This is a genomic window from Pseudomonas sp. FSL R10-2964 (genome assembly GCF_009600035.1).
In the GTDB taxonomy this organism is placed as follows: Bacteria; Pseudomonadota; Gammaproteobacteria; order Pseudomonadales; family Pseudomonadaceae; genus Aquipseudomonas; species Aquipseudomonas bubulae.
Map to the genome: position 1 here is coordinate 1 of NZ_WIWH01000001.1, position 15,652 is coordinate 15,652.

General features: G+C 58.6%; 14 protein-coding genes and 1 rRNA gene. 10 read left to right on the forward strand and 5 right to left on the reverse strand.

The genetic code is table 11. The annotated features are described in order from the left end of the window. Positions 1–219: 219 nt before the first annotated feature. From rrf to GHN92_RS00025, 4 genes are all read left to right on the forward strand, one after another. Positions 220–335 (forward strand): 5S ribosomal RNA (rrf, locus tag GHN92_RS00010). A gap of 189 nt (positions 336–524) precedes the next feature. Next, positions 525–1,184 carry a paraquat-inducible protein A gene (locus tag GHN92_RS00015; protein WP_095021242.1) on the forward strand — a complete coding sequence of 220 codons (660 nt, stop codon included), beginning with the start codon at positions 525–527 and terminating at the stop codon, positions 1,182–1,184. After that, positions 1,171–1,794 carry a paraquat-inducible protein A gene (locus tag GHN92_RS00020; RefSeq protein ID WP_095003217.1) on the forward strand — a complete coding sequence of 208 codons (624 nt, stop codon included), beginning with the start codon at positions 1,171–1,173 and terminating at the stop codon, positions 1,792–1,794. Before GHN92_RS00015 ends, GHN92_RS00020 begins: the two co-directional genes overlap by 14 nt. Then, a complete protein-coding gene (locus GHN92_RS00025) occupies positions 1,787–4,090 on the forward strand; it encodes a PqiB family protein (protein ID WP_095003216.1) in 2,304 nt (767 codons plus the stop codon). The genes GHN92_RS00020 and GHN92_RS00025 overlap by 8 nt, the downstream gene beginning before the upstream one ends. A 56-nt stretch (positions 4,091–4,146) precedes the next feature. Here GHN92_RS00025 and mksF read toward each other — a convergent pair whose 3' ends face one another. Genes mksF through mksB form a run of 3 tightly spaced genes read right to left on the reverse strand, consistent with a single transcriptional unit; the run spans position 4,147 to position 8,898 of the window. Then, positions 4,147–6,987 carry an Mks condensin complex protein MksF gene (gene mksF, locus GHN92_RS00030; protein WP_095003215.1) on the reverse strand — a complete coding sequence of 947 codons (2,841 nt, stop codon included), beginning with the start codon at positions 6,985–6,987 and terminating at the stop codon, positions 4,147–4,149. Beyond that, positions 6,984–7,631, reverse strand: a complete 648-nt coding sequence (gene mksE, locus GHN92_RS00035) for an Mks condensin complex protein MksE (RefSeq protein WP_153379130.1) — start codon at positions 7,629–7,631, stop codon at positions 6,984–6,986. The genes mksF and mksE overlap by 4 nt, the downstream gene beginning before the upstream one ends. Beyond that, positions 7,621–8,898, reverse strand: a complete 1,278-nt coding sequence (mksB, locus tag GHN92_RS00040; protein WP_095019681.1) for an Mks condensin complex protein MksB — start codon at positions 8,896–8,898, stop codon at positions 7,621–7,623. The genes mksE and mksB overlap by 11 nt, the downstream gene beginning before the upstream one ends. A 144-nt stretch (positions 8,899–9,042) precedes the next feature. Between mksB and GHN92_RS00045 the strand changes: the two genes are divergently transcribed. After that, complete coding sequence (locus GHN92_RS00045; protein ID WP_153379132.1) at positions 9,043–9,816, forward strand: energy transducer TonB; 774 nt, start codon at positions 9,043–9,045, stop codon at positions 9,814–9,816. Beyond that, complete coding sequence (rimI, locus tag GHN92_RS00050; RefSeq protein WP_016781701.1) at positions 9,809–10,261, forward strand: ribosomal protein S18-alanine N-acetyltransferase; 453 nt, start codon at positions 9,809–9,811, stop codon at positions 10,259–10,261. Before GHN92_RS00045 ends, rimI begins: the two co-directional genes overlap by 8 nt. A 114-nt stretch (positions 10,262–10,375) precedes the next feature. On the opposite strand, the gene GHN92_RS00055 is transcribed toward rimI, so the two are convergent. Then, on the reverse strand, positions 10,376–10,759 hold the full coding sequence (locus GHN92_RS00055; protein WP_169916771.1) for a serine kinase/phosphatase: 384 nt from the start codon (positions 10,757–10,759) through the stop codon (positions 10,376–10,378). Positions 10,760–10,910: 151 nt separating this feature from the next. Between GHN92_RS00055 and can the strand changes: the two genes are divergently transcribed. Further along, complete coding sequence (gene can, locus GHN92_RS00060) at positions 10,911–11,555, forward strand: carbonate dehydratase (RefSeq protein ID WP_095003211.1); 645 nt, start codon at positions 10,911–10,913, stop codon at positions 11,553–11,555. Positions 11,556–11,675: 120 nt separating this feature from the next. Here the strand turns inward: can and GHN92_RS00065 are convergent, their stop codons facing one another. Continuing rightward, a complete protein-coding gene (locus GHN92_RS00065; RefSeq protein ID WP_133144333.1) occupies positions 11,676–13,094 on the reverse strand; it encodes a short-chain fatty acid transporter in 1,419 nt (472 codons plus the stop codon). Between the two features lie 211 nt (positions 13,095–13,305). On the opposite strand from GHN92_RS00065, the gene GHN92_RS24320 reads away from it, so the two are divergent. The 3 genes from GHN92_RS24320 (at position 13,306) to GHN92_RS00075 (ending at position 15,567) form a co-directional block, all read left to right on the forward strand. Further along, positions 13,306–14,139: a PAS domain S-box protein gene (locus GHN92_RS24320; protein WP_240043175.1), complete on the forward strand. Its 834-nt coding sequence runs from the start codon at positions 13,306–13,308 to the stop codon at positions 14,137–14,139. Positions 14,140–14,156: 17 nt separating this feature from the next. Then, the gene (locus tag GHN92_RS24370) at positions 14,157–14,588 is read left to right on the forward strand and encodes a methyl-accepting chemotaxis protein (protein ID WP_370824571.1); all 432 of its coding nucleotides are present in this window, start codon (positions 14,157–14,159) and stop codon (positions 14,586–14,588) included. A 97-nt stretch (positions 14,589–14,685) separates the two neighbouring features. Further along, positions 14,686–15,567 (forward strand): Dyp-type peroxidase, encoded by an 882-nt coding sequence (locus tag GHN92_RS00075; RefSeq protein ID WP_095003209.1) that lies wholly within the window; start codon positions 14,686–14,688, stop codon positions 15,565–15,567. Positions 15,568–15,652: the final 85 nt, after the last annotated feature.

Here is a 15,652-nt window from a genome sequence, read left to right on the forward strand (position 1 = left end):
GTAAGCGCTGTGAGGCGTTGAGCTAACCAATACTAATTGCCCGTGAGGCTTGACCATATAACACCCAAGCAATTTGCGCCCTTGAACACAAGAGCATGCAAGTTGCGGTGTGTGAAGACGATACAAACCGAAAGTTTGCGGTTCACAAAACACCACATCTATTACATACCCATTCGCTGGAGCGTAAACCGAAAGGTAAACGACCTGGCTACCGAATTTCTTGACGACCATAGAGCATTGGAACCACCTGATCCCATCCCGAACTCAGTAGTGAAACGATGCATCGCCGATGGTAGTGTGGGGTTTCCCCATGTGAGAGTAGGTCATCGTCAAGATTAAATTCCAAACCCCCTGTCTGCTCACGCAGACAGGGGGTTTGTTTTTGTGGCGAAAAAAGTTATGACCCGCCTGAGCGTATCGTTCTTCAGATCGCCTGCAGCTAAAGTCCTGCAAATAGGCACAGTTATTTTGTAGCCCGCGCACTAGAATAGGCCCAGTCATTTTCTGAGCCTGAGACTCCCTATATGCCAGATCCGGTTGACCCCCGCAGGGTGTCAGAATTACCGCTGGACGAGTTGGTGGCCTGTCATGAGTGCGATCTACTGATGCGCAAGCCGCATCTCGCCCTCGGTGAGAAAGCCCAATGCCCGCGCTGCGGCTATGAACTCTACGCTCATAGGTACAAGGTGGTTGAACGCAGCCTTGCGCTTGTGATTGCTGCTTTGCTGCTCTACATACCTGCGAACTTTTTACCCATCATGCAGCTCAATCTACTGGGCCAGGCGTCGCAAGACACGGTCTGGAGTGGTGTGCTCGGTTTGTACAACACCGGCATGCAAGGCATCGCGGCGGTGGTGTTCCTGTGCAGCATGGGCATCCCGCTGCTCAAGTTGCTCTGCCAGCTTGCTGTGTTGCTGAGCATTCGCTGGAATATCGGGCGCAGCTACGGTTTGCTGATTTACCGCATTTATCACCATCTGCGTGATTGGGGCATGCTTGAGGTGTACTTCATGGGCGTGCTGGTGGCCATCGTAAAACTGTCCGATCTGGCTGAGCTGAGTCTTGGCCTGGGCCTGGTCTGTTTTGTCAGCCTGTTGCTGGTACAGGTCTGGCTGGAAGTGGTGATGTCACCTCACCAGATCTGGCAGGCGTTATCCGGGGAGGATGCTCATGCGGGCGATTGATGCGGGTATCTTGATCTGTGGCGAATGCCACGAACTGAACAGGCAAGACCCCGAAACCGACGAGCAAACCTGTACTCGCTGCGGTGCTCTGGTTCACGCGCGTCGCCCCGACAGTTTGATGCGCACCTGGGCATTGCTGCTGACGTCGGCCATTCTCTATATCCCGGCCAACCTGCTGCCGATCATGACAGTCAACTCATTGGGCCAGGGCTCGCCGAGTACGATCATGGCGGGTGTCATCGAGCTGGTACAGCACGGCATGATCCCGATTGCTGCCGTGGTGTTTGTGGCAAGTATTCTGGTGCCCACCTTCAAGCTGGTCGGCATCGCCTTGCTGTTGTTTTCGGTACAACGCCATCAGCCTCTTTCTGCCCGGCAACGTATCATTATGTACCGATTTATCGAGTTCATTGGCCGTTGGTCAATGCTGGATATTTTCGTCATTGCCATTTTGGTGGCCGTGGTGAATTTTGGACGCATAGCCAGCATCGAAGCCAATCTTGGCGCAGTGGCATTTGCCAGTGTGGTGGTGCTAACGATGCTTGCAGCTGTAACTTTTGATCCCCGACTGATTTGGGACAACACGGAGTCGGACGACGACCATGAGTGACTTGCCTACCGCTAAAACCCGCCCGGCTTCCAACTGGTCGGCGATCTGGATCCTTCCGCTTATTGCCCTGGTCATCGGTGGCTGGCTGGGGTGGCGTGCCTACAGCGAAACCGGCATCGATATTCAGGTGCGTTTCGAGAGCGGCGAAGGCATCGTCGCCAACAAGACCGAGGTGGTCTACAAAGGCATGCCCGTGGGCAAGGTGAAAACCCTCGCCCTCGACGAGTCTGGCCCCAGCAAAGGGGTGATTGCTACCGTCGAAATGGACAAGGACGTTGAGCAATACCTGAAAACCAATACCCGTTTCTGGCTGGTCAAACCCAGTGTCACTCTGGCCGGTATCACCGGGCTCGAAACGCTGGTGTCCGGCAACTATATTGCGGTCAGTCCCGCCGATGGCGAGCCTGCACGCAAGTTCAAGGCGCTGTCCCAAGAACCGCCCTTGTCTGATGCCAAACCAGGTCTGCACCTGACGCTTAAAGCTGAGCGTCTCGGTTCGTTGAACCGTGGCAGCCCGGTGTTCTACAAGCAGATCCAGGTAGGGCAGATCAAAAGCTATGTGCTTTCCGAAGACCAAAGCACTGTTGAAATCAAAGTCTTTATCGAGCCGACCTACGCCAATCTGGTGCGCAAACATACGCGCTTCTGGAATGCCAGCGGTATCAGCATCGACGCCAACCTGTCGGGTGTGAAACTGCGCAGCGAATCTCTGGCCAGTATTGTGGCCGGTGGTATTGCCTTCGCCACTCCAGAGAACCGCAAAGACAGCCCGCCCACCGATTCGAGCCTGCCGTTCCGTCTTTATGAAGACTTCGATGCCGCGCAGGCGGGGATCAAGGTCAAAGTCAAACTCAGCGACTTCGAGGGCCTGCAGGCCGGTCGTACGCCGGTCATGTACAAAGGCATCCAGGTCGGTAGCCTCAAGGGTCTCAAGGTGGACCCTGATCTGACCAGCGCCAGTGCCGAGCTGACTCTGGACCCGTTGGCAGAAGATTACCTGGTGCAGGGCACCCAGTTCTGGGTGGTCAAGCCGTCCATCTCCCTGGCCGGCATTACCGGGCTGGAGGCGCTGGTCAAAGGCAACTACATTGCCATTCGCCCGGGTGACAAGGGCAGCACCCCCGAACGCGAATTCGTCGCCCGGCCAAAGGCTCCGCCGCTGGATCTGCGCTCACCGGGCCTGCATATGGTGCTCTTTACCGAGAACCTGGGCTCGCTGGATGTCGGCAGCCCGATCCTCTACAAGCAGGTCAAGGTCGGTTCGGTGCAGAGCTATCAGTTCTCCCGCACCAAAAAGCAGTTGGTGATCGGTGTCCATATCGAGAAGGAATACGAGAATCTGGTCAATGCTTCGACCCGTTTCTGGAATGCCAGCGGCATCACGTTGACCGGCGGTTTGACCGGCGGTATCCAGGTTAAAAGCGAATCCCTGCAAAGTCTGATGGCAGGCGGTATTGCTTTTGAAACGCCGGAAGCCAAGGCTCCGCTGCAAAAACGTATCCCGCGTTTCCGTCTGTTTACTGACCGTGACGCAGCCATGCAGCAGGGAGTCGCCGTTACGATCAAGGTGCCGCGTGCCGATGGCCTGCGCGAGGGTACGCCGATTCGCTTCAAGGGGCTGGATGTTGGCAAGATCGAAAGCATTGACCTGAGCGAGGACCTGCAATCGGTTCTGCTCAAGGCCCGCATCACCGAAGTGCCTGAGCGGATTGCGCGGGTTGGCAGCCAATTCTGGGTGGTCAAGCCGGAGCTTGGTTTGATGAAAACGGCCAACCTCGAAACCCTGGTCACCGGCCAGTACCTCGAGGTGCAACCGGCGAGCAAACAACTGGGGCGCCAGACCAGTTTTGTAGCCCTGGAGCAAGCGCCGGATGCCGCCGTTTCCCAGGCCGGATTGAGCCTGGTATTGAGCGCTGCCCGTCGTGGTTCGCTCAAGGAGGGCGTGCCTGTCACCTACCGTGAAGTCACCGTGGGTAAAGTCACGGGGTATGAGTTGGGCAACAGTGCCGACCGGGTGCTGGTACATATCCTGATCGAGCCGCGTTACGCGCCGTTGGTGCGTAGCGGTAGCCGCTTCTGGAATACGAGCGGTTTTGGTGTCGACTTCGGTTTGTTCAAAGGAGCAACGATTCGTACTGAATCCCTGGAAACCCTGGTGCAGGGTGGCATTGCCTTCGCCACACCGGACGGCGACAAGCTGGGCACCCAGGCTCGCCCTGAGCAAACCTTCCCGCTCTTTGACAAGTTCGAAGACGAATGGCTGCAGTGGGCACCGAAGATCCCGTTAGGCAAATAAGCTGCAAAAAAAACCGCGATCAATGATCGCGGTTTTTTTATGTACGGGGTTCAGTCTCAGACTTCATCCAGTTCGCGTTCTTCCACCGCCGTCAACGCATCAGGTTTCACCTCGTCATGGCGACGAATGTACTTCCAGTCGTCTTCATCGATATAGATCCCGTTAGGGCCGCTGCCGCCTTCCAGGTCGATGGCCACATGGGCGCAGACCTGCGGCTTCACACTGGCCAGAATCGGTACAAAGCCCAGCTGCAAACTGGTCTCCAGCAGAGCTGTCTGGTTTTTCTCGTCAATGTCGGCAGCTTCGTCCAGGTAGTACGGCAAGCGAATACGCCCGGCCTGATCGCGGTCCATCAAGTGCAGCAACAAATACATGTTGGTCAGCGCCTTGATCGTCATGGTCGTACCGTTGGACGCCGCGCCATCGATATCCGTGTGGATCACCGGCTGGCCATTGAGCTTGGTGATCTCGAACGCCAGCTCGAACAAGTCCTTGAGCCCCAACTGGTTATGGTTGGCTGCCACCAGGCGCGCCAGATACTCCTTGGCCTCTTCGTTCTTGTTGTCCTGTTCGGTGCTCTGGCTGAGGTCAAACACCGACAGTGTCTCGCCTTCTTCGTACTGGCCGGCGCTGTGGATAATCTGATCGATATGCTTGAGCGCCTCCTTGTTGGGGGCCAGCACGATACGGAAGCTTTTGAGGTTGGACACCTGACGCTTGTTGATTTCGCGGTTGAACAATGCCAGTTGGTGCTCGAGGCTGTCGTAGTCGCTGCGGATATTGCGCAGCGTGCGGGCGATATCGGTGACTGCGGCCCGGCGCGCCTTGCCCAGGGTCAGGGCTTCTTCGGTGCGGTGGGCGTAGGCGTTGATCAGTAACTGCAGGCGCCGCTCCATATCGTCTTCACTGTCGAACTTGGCCACACCCTTGAGGCGTACCTGAGCGTACAGCGCCTCGATCTGGCCGTCGCAACGCAACAAGCCCTGCCAGCTGTCCTGATAGTCGTTGAGCAACGGCAGCAGGTTGTCCATCGAATCGTCGACCGGATCCATAAATGGCGTACCGAACGGCAAGTCGGCGGGCAGCAGTTGGCGTCGACGCAAGCTGTCATCCAGGGTGCGCTGTTTGGCTTCCATGTCACCGATCTGGCGACCGACCAGTTGCAACTTGGCCGACAACTGCTGGACGCGCTCGGTGAAGGCATCGCTGGAGCGTTTCAACTCGTCCTGCGCAGCTTCGGCCTGAGCCAGTTGCTCGAGTTTTTCGCCTTCTTCTGCACTGAGCGTCTGGCTGCGGCGGAAATCTTCCAGCGCCTTTTGCGCATCCAGCACCTGCTGATACAGGGACTCGGCTTCGCTCTTGCTTGCGGCGCGGTCAGAGGTCACGGCCTGCTGGGTCTTGAGTTGCTTGAGCTCTTTTTCCAGACGCTCTTTCTGCTCGCGCAAAGCCGCGCGGTCCGCCAGTGCCTGCAGGGCAGGGGGCTCGATATGGCTCAAGTCGATGGACAGGCCCGGGGCTTCAAAACGCTCGCCTTTAAAGCCATCGAGGATCAGCTCCAGCGATTTGACCCAGGCATCGCTGTCATCCAGCGCAATCCCGTGCTCACCCAGGGGCAGGCTGAACAGGGCACTGTTGAACAGGCGCATCAGGCGTTCCACATCCTGCTGCGAAAACTCTTCGCGCAAGCGGGCATAGCTGTTGTTGTCGGCGTGATCGAGCTGCTGCTTGACCGACTTGAGGCGCTTTTCCAGATCGCGCAGTCGCTCGTCCAGATCCTCGGCACTGAACTGACGCGACTGCGCCAGCGCCCCCGCCAGTTCGTCGTGGGCGTCTTTGGCGCTCAGCAATTGCTGCTCAAGCACCTTTACGTCGTCGACCAGGGCGAAACGATGTTTGAGCACTGACAACTCGCCGAGCCAGCGCTGGATACCGGAAATTTCCCGCTCAAGACGCATCAACTCCTGAGTGCTGCTGCGCTGGTTGTTTTGCAGGGCGTCCTGTTCGTTGCGGTAGTGCTCGGACTGGATCAGCAGCTCTTCCTTGCGGGCCCCGGCGTAGTCCTGCCAGGTACCGAGCAAGGAATCGAGCAGCGGTGACAGGCGGTGCAGCTTGCCACGCAGCAGGTCGCGCTGGCGCACACCTGCGGCCAATGCCTCGACCAACGGCCCGGCGCCGACCAGTGCGTTGTAGTCCTGCTCCATGCGTCGTACATCACGGAAAGCTTCTTCGCACGCGGCAATGTAATCAACGCTGCCCGAACGCAGGCTGTGTTCGAACGCATCGAGGAACAGTTGCTTGAGCTTGGCCGCAGTGATTTCGCGCATATGCAGCAGGTTGATAAATAGCGCGCGGAAGGTCTTGAGGCTCTGCTCGCTGGTGGAGCGCAGCGGGATCAGGGTCAGGTCCAGGGGGATCGACGTATGGCCGCCCACTAGCAGACGCCGAAGCTCATCAGGCTTGAGCTCGTAGGCTTTGAGGCCATTACGCTCCAGGTTGTTGAACAGCTCCTTCTGGCGCAGGCAGGTGTCGTCTTTCTGGTAGTGGGCCAGGTCCAGTTTGCCCGCGTAGGCAAAAAACTGGTGACCGAAGCCGCCCCCCGGGCCGCGACCGACAACACCGATCACATGGGGGCCGTGGGGTAGGGACACTTCGACCAGGATGTAACTGGTGTCCGAGGCAAAGTAGAAGCGTCGCGACTGCTCAAGGCTGTATTTGCCGAAGCTCATGTCGGACATGCGCGCCAGAATCGGGAACTGCAGGGCGTTGATTGATGCCGATTTGCCGAGGTTGTTCGCCCCGTAGACCGACAGCGGGTGTTCCAGCGGGAACAGCCCCAGGCTGTAACCGGCGGTGTTCAACAGGGCAAAGCGGCGAATGCCGTAGCGTTCCTGGCTCATGCGTCCATCTCCTGTTGTTCGTCGGCAATGGCGCGGGCCAATGCGGCCTCGTCATCACTGTCGTCATCGGCCAGCACCGGCGTGGGCAAAGGCAGGATGCTGTGCAGGCTGGCGGTCAGGTCGCGGTCTTGTTGCACCGACAGGCACACATCGAGAAAACGGTGCATCGGTGGCAGAAAGCGATAGATGCCGGGTTCTTCACTGGCAAAACCGAGCTGGGTCATGCGGCGCATGATCTTTTCTTCCAGTTCGTCCTGGCTGGTGACTTCAGCCTGTACAAACAGGTCGCGGTATTTTTCCAGCAGCGCGGGCAATTCGTCGCGGCCCAGGCTGCCACCGTCGAGCACTGCGATCGGGTCGCGGCCCTGATCGGCCAGATGCTCGACGATGATAAACGTGAATAGCGCCAGGCGCTGTGCGGTCTTGTTGACCTGCGCAGTGGCAGTGTCGGGCACAAAGTAATAGAAGCCGCGGGTATCACACACCAGTTCAAAGCCCAGGGCTTTAAACAGGGCGCGGTATTGATCCTGGAAGTTCGACAGTTGCGCGTACAGCTCCGGGTCGCGGCGGCTGACGTGATAACCCTTGAACAGCTCACGAAAAATCGGTGCCAGCTGGGACAGTTCAGAAAGATCAAGATGCATGCAGAGAGCTCGCAGTAGTCTGGGTCGCATCTTCGCTGTGAGAAAGCAGAGCGAAGGAGCGCAGGCTGACCAAATGTTCGTGGGTGTGGTAATCGCGGCGCTCCAGGCGTTCGCGCACGAAGCGTTTTTCACGGGACAGGCGTGAGAACCAGTACAGCAGCTCATCGGTGTCGCCGTCTGGCTCTTGTGCCAGCAGCCAGCACATCAAGTCCGGCATCGGTAGCGCATCGCTGCAGCGGTCGAGCATTTCCTTGACCGTGCGCGGGGCCTTGGGCGTTTCGCCGCGGTGGACCTTATGCGCCTTGGGAAATTTCGCCGGTTTGGCTTCGAAGCGGGCCAGGGCATAGACATAAGCCTCAACCTGACTGGCGCTACCCAAAAAGGTGCTTTGCGGGCGGGTGAACATCGGCATGGCTGCTTGCGGCACAGCGTCCAGGCCTTTGCGGCGGATGGCTGCCAGTGCCAGCGCGGCACCACGGGTCACGGCATTGTGCCGGCGGGCTTCTTCACGCAGCGGCAGTAGCAACTCACGGGCATGGCGCAGGGTCATCTGGGCGCTGGTTTGCATCTCAAGGATGCGCGCATGGGTGCGCAGCAGCATGTCGTCGTCTACCAAGTGGCCGAGGCGTTGCTGTTCGCTGAGCATGCGCAGCAGCACCACTTCGACCTTGCGTACGCCTTGCTCGAAAGCGCCGTCGGCGTTGACCAGCTGAATCATGGGTTCGACGTATTCATCCCAGGTTGCCAGCACCTCGGCATAGCGCTGACGCAACGGAATTTGCCGGTCGCTGGTCTTGGCCCGTTCGGCTACGGCCACCAGCGCCTGTTCATCGTTGGCGAGTTTTTTCAATACATCGCGTACCCGCATATCGAGCAAACGCAGCTGGCGTGCCAGGTCATGGCCGTCTCGAATGTCGAAGGCATCCTGGATATAACCTGCCAGCCGCTCCAGATGGCGCAGGTAGGCTTCGATTTCCAGGCACAGGCCAAGTCGGTGCTCGTGGCGCAAATAAGCCAGAAAGTCGTGAATCTGGGCGTTTAGCTCGAAACGGTTCGGGCTTTTGGCGACCGGCACCAGAATGTCCAGACGAATCCAGGCATCGAGCACGGCGGTGATGTCTTGCGGCGTGCTGTCCATCTGATGAACGGCCAGTTGCAGGCGTAATTCGTTCAGGCTCAGGGTGCCTTGGTCGAAGTGTTCACACAAAGGCTCAAGGAGTGCCCAGTGCTCGGCGAGGGCACGTAAAACGCGCTTGGGTTCGATCATGGGAGGGCCGGTCAATTGGCAAGTAAAGGCCGCGATTGTACTGCAACGTGCTGTCGAGTCATCACTTGGCAGATCAACTGCGGGCGGGAAGGGCAGAAGGGCGGTAGAATCCCCACACTTTAGTAATCCACAGATGGCCGACCCTTGTTGAATGAGTCCCGCCGCCGCGCTTTCTTGACTGCCATGCAAGTGGTCAGCTGGTTGCCGCGCACTGAACTGCCGTTTGCCGCCCCTTCGCGGCCAGAACTGCTGGTGCTCCCCGAGCCGCCCGCGGAGCCTGTGATCACAAGGCCTGCGGTCAAGGCGGCGGTTGCACCGGGCAAACCTGTCGAGCGGCCAAAAATCGAAGTGCCCCGGCCTTCGGTCAGTCGCCCGGTCAGCAAACCGGTGGTCGAAGCCGAGTTGGCACCTGTACCGGCCAAGGTCGTGCAACTGCCACCGCCGCGTTTTGCCCTGCAGTTACTGCGGGCCGGACGTTGCCTGGTGCTGGTGGAGTTACCCACAGGCGGTGCATTCCAGAGCCGCGACCCGGCCTATTTATTGTTAAAAGACATGTTGCGCGCTGCCGGCTTGCCCGACAGCCCGCAAATCATTGGCGAGCCGGTGCGCTGGCCGTTGCTGCGGCGTGGCAATGTCGATCAAGGGCCCGAGGCTGCGCGTGAGTTTGTGCAGGGCTTTCTTATGGCCCGCCTGGAAGAGGCCGAATGTGCCTGTTTGTGGCTGATCGGGCTGCCTGCGGTGCGTTTTGCCGGTGAGGCCGATGCCGATGCGTTCAACACTGAACTGCAAATTGAAGGGCTGGGCAGCGCATGGGCGTTGCCGGGCCTGGAACTCTTAATGGATGAGCCACAACGCAAAGCGCATGTGTGGCAAGCCATGCGCCGGCTAATGGCGCGCTGGAAACAGAACGATGAGTGATGCGGTAACTTTTCGCCCGATGACCGAGGCGGACCTTGATGCGGTATTGAAAATTGAATACGCCGCTTTCAGTCACCCCTGGACCCGCGGCATATTTCTCGACGGCCTGGGCAAGTACCATATCTGGCTGATGTTTGAAGGTGAGCAGCAGGTAGGGCATGGCGTGGTGCAGATCATCCTCGACGAGGCCCATCTGCTCAATATCACCGTCAAGCCCGAGAGCCAGGGCCGTGGCCTGGGGCTCAAGCTGCTTGAGCACTTGATGTCGATTGCCTATCAGCATGAGGCGCGCGAATGCTTCCTTGAGCTGCGCGACAGCAATACCGCGGCGTTCAAGTTGTATGAGCGTTATGGCTTCAATGAAATCGGCCGTCGCCGTGACTACTACCCGGCTGTGGGTGGGCGTGAAGATGCGGTGGTGATGGCCTGTACGCTGGTCGACTGACGGCGAAAAGTCGTTATGTGGGAGCGGGCTTGCTGGCGATGCTGGCGCTGCGGTTTATCAGGTAAACCGTGTTGATCCGATCGCGAGCAAGCCCGCTCCCACAGGGTTTACTTTTCAACGCTTGCGTCCCACCGGGTCAATTTCCGCCAGTTCGGCTTCATCCAGCCCTTTGCCGGCGCCGATTTCGTCTTCATCAACCAGGCTCAGATCCCAGTCAGCGGCACCGTCCGGCCCCTGGGCAGCCTCCTTGGCATCGCGGGCGCCGTCCTCGCGGATCAGCATCTCCTGCTCCAGGTCGTCGTCGTTGAGGCCCAGATCCAGTTCGTCATCCAGCGCGGCTCTGTGCCTGGAGCCTGTATCGTCGACAAACAAGTCGCTGACGGGCTCATAGGTATCGTCATCATCAAAATCCAGCGGCTCCACCGAACCCATGGCGTCCTCGATATCGTCGATAGGTGCGGGTTGTGGTGCCCCGTAGGGGCGACGTGAATCAGTCATGGTAATTCCTCATACTCTGGGTGCTTTAATACGATGACTGTAGCCATTGCTGAAGATTCCACCCAACTGACCGCCGGAATGTCATGGGGCAAGTGACCCCGACCGCTGGTCGGCTGTCAGAACAGCGCATCAACTCTTGAGGCTCCACAGCATGAACGAACTACAAGATCTGATTGATAACAATGAGCGTTGGGCCGATGCGATCAAGCAGGAAGATCCCGACTTCTTCGCCAAGCTGGCCCGTCAGCAAACACCGGAATACCTGTGGATTGGTTGTTCGGATGCACGGGTGCCGGCCAACGAAATTGTCGGCATGTTGCCCGGCGATCTTTTTGTGCACCGCAACGTGGCCAATGTCGTGTTGCACACTGACTTGAATTGCCTGTCGGTGATCCAGTACGCGGTCGACGTTTTGAAGGTCAAACATATTCTGGTGACCGGCCACTATGGCTGTGGCGGTGTACGCGCATCGATGAAGGACCAGCAGATGGGGCTGATCGATGGCTGGCTGCGTTCGATCCGTGACCTGTATTACGAGAATCGTGAAGCGCTGGCGCTGTTGCCCACCGAGGAAGAGCGGGTTGACCGCCTCTGCGAATTGAACGTGATCCAGCAGGTGGCGAACGTCGGGCATACCAATATTGTGCAAAATGCCTGGCACCGCGGGCAGAAGCTGTCGGTGCATGGCTGCATCTACGGGATCAAGGACGGTCGCTGGAAAAGCCTGAACACCACCATCAGCGGCCTTGACCAGTTGCCGCCGCAGTATCGTTTGCGGCCGGTGGGCGCAGTATAAAGTTGCATGCATAACCTGTGGGAGCGGGCTTGCTCGCGATGGTATCGACGCGGTTTTCCTGCTTTACCGCGCCGCCTGAATCGCGAGCAAGCCCGCTCCCACATTTAGTTACGAGTACGCTTACGGCATCACCGGCGCGGTATACACCAGCGTCGTCCCCAATGCCCACAGCAAAAACAGCACCAGCGGCGTGTGCACCAACAGTTGCACAAACGAGAAGCCGATCAAGTCCCGCGCCTTCAAACCCAGTACGCCCAGCAGCGGCAGCATGTAAAACGGATTGATCAGATTGGGCAGCGCCTCGGCGGCGTTGTAGATCTGCACAGCCCAACCCAGGTGATAGCCCAGATCATTGGCCACCTGCATCACGTACGGCGCTTCGATAATCCACTTGCCGCCACCCGACGGGATAAAAAAGCCCAGAATCGCCGAATACACGCCCATCAATAATGCATAAGTGTCATGGGACGCGATCTGCACGAAAAACGTCGAGATATGGTGGGCCAGTGTTTGCCCGTCGGTGCCCTTGACCACCGTCATCAATGCGGCAATCGAACCATACAGCGGAAACTGGATCATCACCCCGGTGGTGGTTGGCACGGCGCTGGTCACGGCATTGAGAAAACTGCGCGGGCGCCAGTGCAGCAGGGCACCGAGCATCAGGAACAGAAAATTGTAAGTGTTGAGCCCGGAGATGGCGCTGATCGCCGGTTTGGTCGAAAACTCATGGAACAACCAGCCAGCAGCCAGCAGCACCAGCAAAATGGTCAGCAGCGGGCTGTATTCCAGCCACTCACCGGGGCGAGTGCGCGGGGGGAGCTTCGGTGAGCTGAAGCTCGGGTCGATACCGCAGGCAGCTGCGTCGCGGGCCGATTCAGCGCCGGGTGCGGTGTCGTAGGCGACAATCAACGACACCACTACCAGCGCCGCCAGCAACACCCCGGACTGCCAGAGAAAGATGGTTTCAGTGAAGGGGATAACCCCGGTAATCGCCAGAATCGACGGCGGCAGGCTGGCGGGGTTGGCTTGCAACTGTGCAGCCGAAGACGACAACCCCAGTGCCCACACCGCGCCCAGCCCCAGGTAGGCCGCAGCGCCGGCGGCGCGATAGTCCATGCGCAGGTTGGTGCGCCGGGCCAGTGCCCGTACCAGTAAGCCGCCAAACACCAGCGACAGCCCCCAGTTGAGCAATGACGCGACCATTGAAATCAACGCTACCCAGCACACCGCCTGGCGGCCGTTTTTCGGTACCCGGGCCAGTTTGTCGATCAGTTTGACGGCGGGCGGCGAGCTGGCCACCACATAGCCGCCAATCACCACGAAGGCCATTTGCATGGTGAACGGGATCAGGCTCCAGAAGCCGTCACCAAATGCCATGGCGGCATCGGTGGGTTTGGCGCCCATCAGCATCGTGGCCAGTGCCACGGTTATTACCGCAACAGCTGCGAACACCCACGAATCGGGAAACCAGCGCTCGGCAAAGTTCGAGCAGCGCAGGGCAAAGCGGGCAGAGCGGCTGTCTGTAATCTCGGCGGCCATGAAATGTACCTCGGTTTTCTTATGGTTATGGGATGGCCCGAGCACAGTAAATCAAAGCGGGAGCAATTCCGATGGCCCGCTGCGTGTGGCCATGAATGTGCAGGGTTATTCAGTGGCCTCGGTTTTGGATGAACGGTCGTTTTCGGCGCTCCAGAAAATTCGCCTAAAGCCGATTCTGTTGCACGCATTCTTTCATTGCTCCGGGTACCCCATGTTCAACACACGCTTGAAGCAAGAGCTGTCGGCTCTTCGCGAAGAAATATCCAGCCTGCAGCAGGTTCGGGAGAGCCTGGACAGCGAAATGCTGGTGCTGTCTCTGGGCGCGGATGGGCGCATCGAGACAGCCAACCATAACTTCACCCAACAGATGCACTACACCGGTACTGCGTTGCTGGGTCTGCATATTGATGAACTGGTGCCCGCGCACCTGAAAAACGACGAACACAGCCTTCGTTTCAAGAGCGCCATGAAGCGCAATGAACATTACAGTGGCACCGTGCGCTTGCTGCGCGGCAATGGCCAGGAAGCGTGGCTGCGCTCGATCATGCAGCCGATTCTGGACTCCAGCGGGCGGGTGCTGCGCATTTCGATTTTCTCCAGTGACCTGACGCGCACCATCGAAACTTCCCGCGACCATGAAAACCTGATGAGTGCGCTGATGCGTTCTACCGCCGTGATCGAGTTCAACCTCAAGGGCGAAGTGCTGACCGCCAATGAGCGTTTTCTCTCCGGCATGGGGTATACCCTGGGGCAGATCCAGGGCAAACATCACCGCATGTTCTGCACCCCGCAAGAACAGAACAGTGCCGAATACCAGGCCTTCTGGCAGCGTTTAAATGCGGGTGAGTTTGTCGCGGCACGCTTTCAGCGCATCGACAGTCACGGCCGTGATGTATGGCTTGAGGCCACCTACAACCCGGTGCGCGACGCCAATGACAACCTGTACAAAGTGGTGAAGTTCGCCACGGTGATCACCGATCAGGTTCATCAGGAACAGGCCGTCTGCGAAGCGGCAGCAGCGCCCAGCGCGGCACCAAAGTGGTGACCGAAGCGGTGCAAGTGATGCGTGATCTGGCCCGTCACATGCAGCAGGCGGGTGACGGCATTGAAGCCTTGAGCGATCAGTCGCAAGTGATTGGCAGCATCGTCAAGACCATCAGCTCGATTGCCGACCAGACCAACTTGCTGGCGCTTAACGCCGCTATTGAAGCCGCGCGTGCCGGTGAACAAGGTCGTGGCTTTGCCGTCGTGGCTGACGAAGTGCGCCAATTGGCGTCGCGCACCAGCAAGGCCACTGAAGAAATCATCGGTGTGGTGCGGCAAAACCAGGACATGGCCCGTAACGCCGTGGCCCTGATGGCCGATGGCAAGCTTCAGGCCGAAGCAGGATTGGCGTTGGCCGCCGAAGCGGGCACGGTGATTGTTGAAATCCAGGATGGCGCGCAGAAAGTGGTCGATGCCGTGGGTCAGTTTGCCAACCAGCTGTCGTCATGAGCCTTGATATGCAGGGGTTGAACTTAAGAAAAATCCCTCTGAGGTGACGGAAAAAGTACTGGTAGGAGTAAACTCCAGGCTTTCCAAAGGAGTTTCTATGAGTCTCTACCAGTCGAGCATTCTTGCCAAACCGATACCTTCGCAAGCGCGTTACATGTTTTTCGCCCTCAAGTCAGTAGAAGCTTTGCCGGCTGCACTCGACACCTTGTCGCAGTGGGTGGATGGCAAAAGCGTGGTGGCCGGTTTTGGTTCGCCGCTGGTATTGGCCCTTGGCGCGAAAGTCCCGGGGTTGCGGGTGTTTCCTGCGATCAATGCCATGGTTGAAAACCCGTCGACCCAGCACGCCCTGTGGCTGTGGTTGCTGGGCGAAGACCGTGGCGAGTTGCTGCACCGCAGCCAGGCCATCGAGACTGCCCTGGCGCCTGCGTTCAACCTGCTGCAAGTGACCGAAGGCTTCCGTTACGGCACTGATCGTGACCTGACCGGCTACGAAGACGGCACTGAAAACCCGGTGGACGAAGCGGCTGTGGACGCGGCCATCGTTGCCAATGCTGGCGCCGGGCTGGACGGTGGCAGCTTTGTTGCCATTCAGCAGTGGCAGCATGACCTGAACGGTTTTGCCGCACTGCCGTCCGAAGAGCAGGACAACATCATGGGTCGTCGCAAGAGCGACAACGAAGAGCTGGACGATGCGCCGGAGTCTGCCCACGTCAAACGTACTGCCCAGGAAAGCTTCACCCCGGAAGCCTTTATTGTGCGTCGCTCCATGCCGTGGACAGAAAACGGCAAGTCCGGGCTGATGTTTGTTGCCTTCGGTCGCACCTTGAATGCCTTTGAAGTGCAACTGCGGCGCATGAGCGGTCTGGAAGACGGCATCATCGATGGCTTGTATCGTTACAGCCGTCCACTTAACGGTGGCTACTACTGGTGCCCGCCGATGAAAGACGGGCGGATGGATTTGCGTGCGGTGCGTCCGTAATAAGCGTCACTCCCCCGTAGCAGAACGGAGTCAGCGACGACTGGTTTCAGGAATTGTCTGATTATTTTTTGCATGCCGCAGCCTC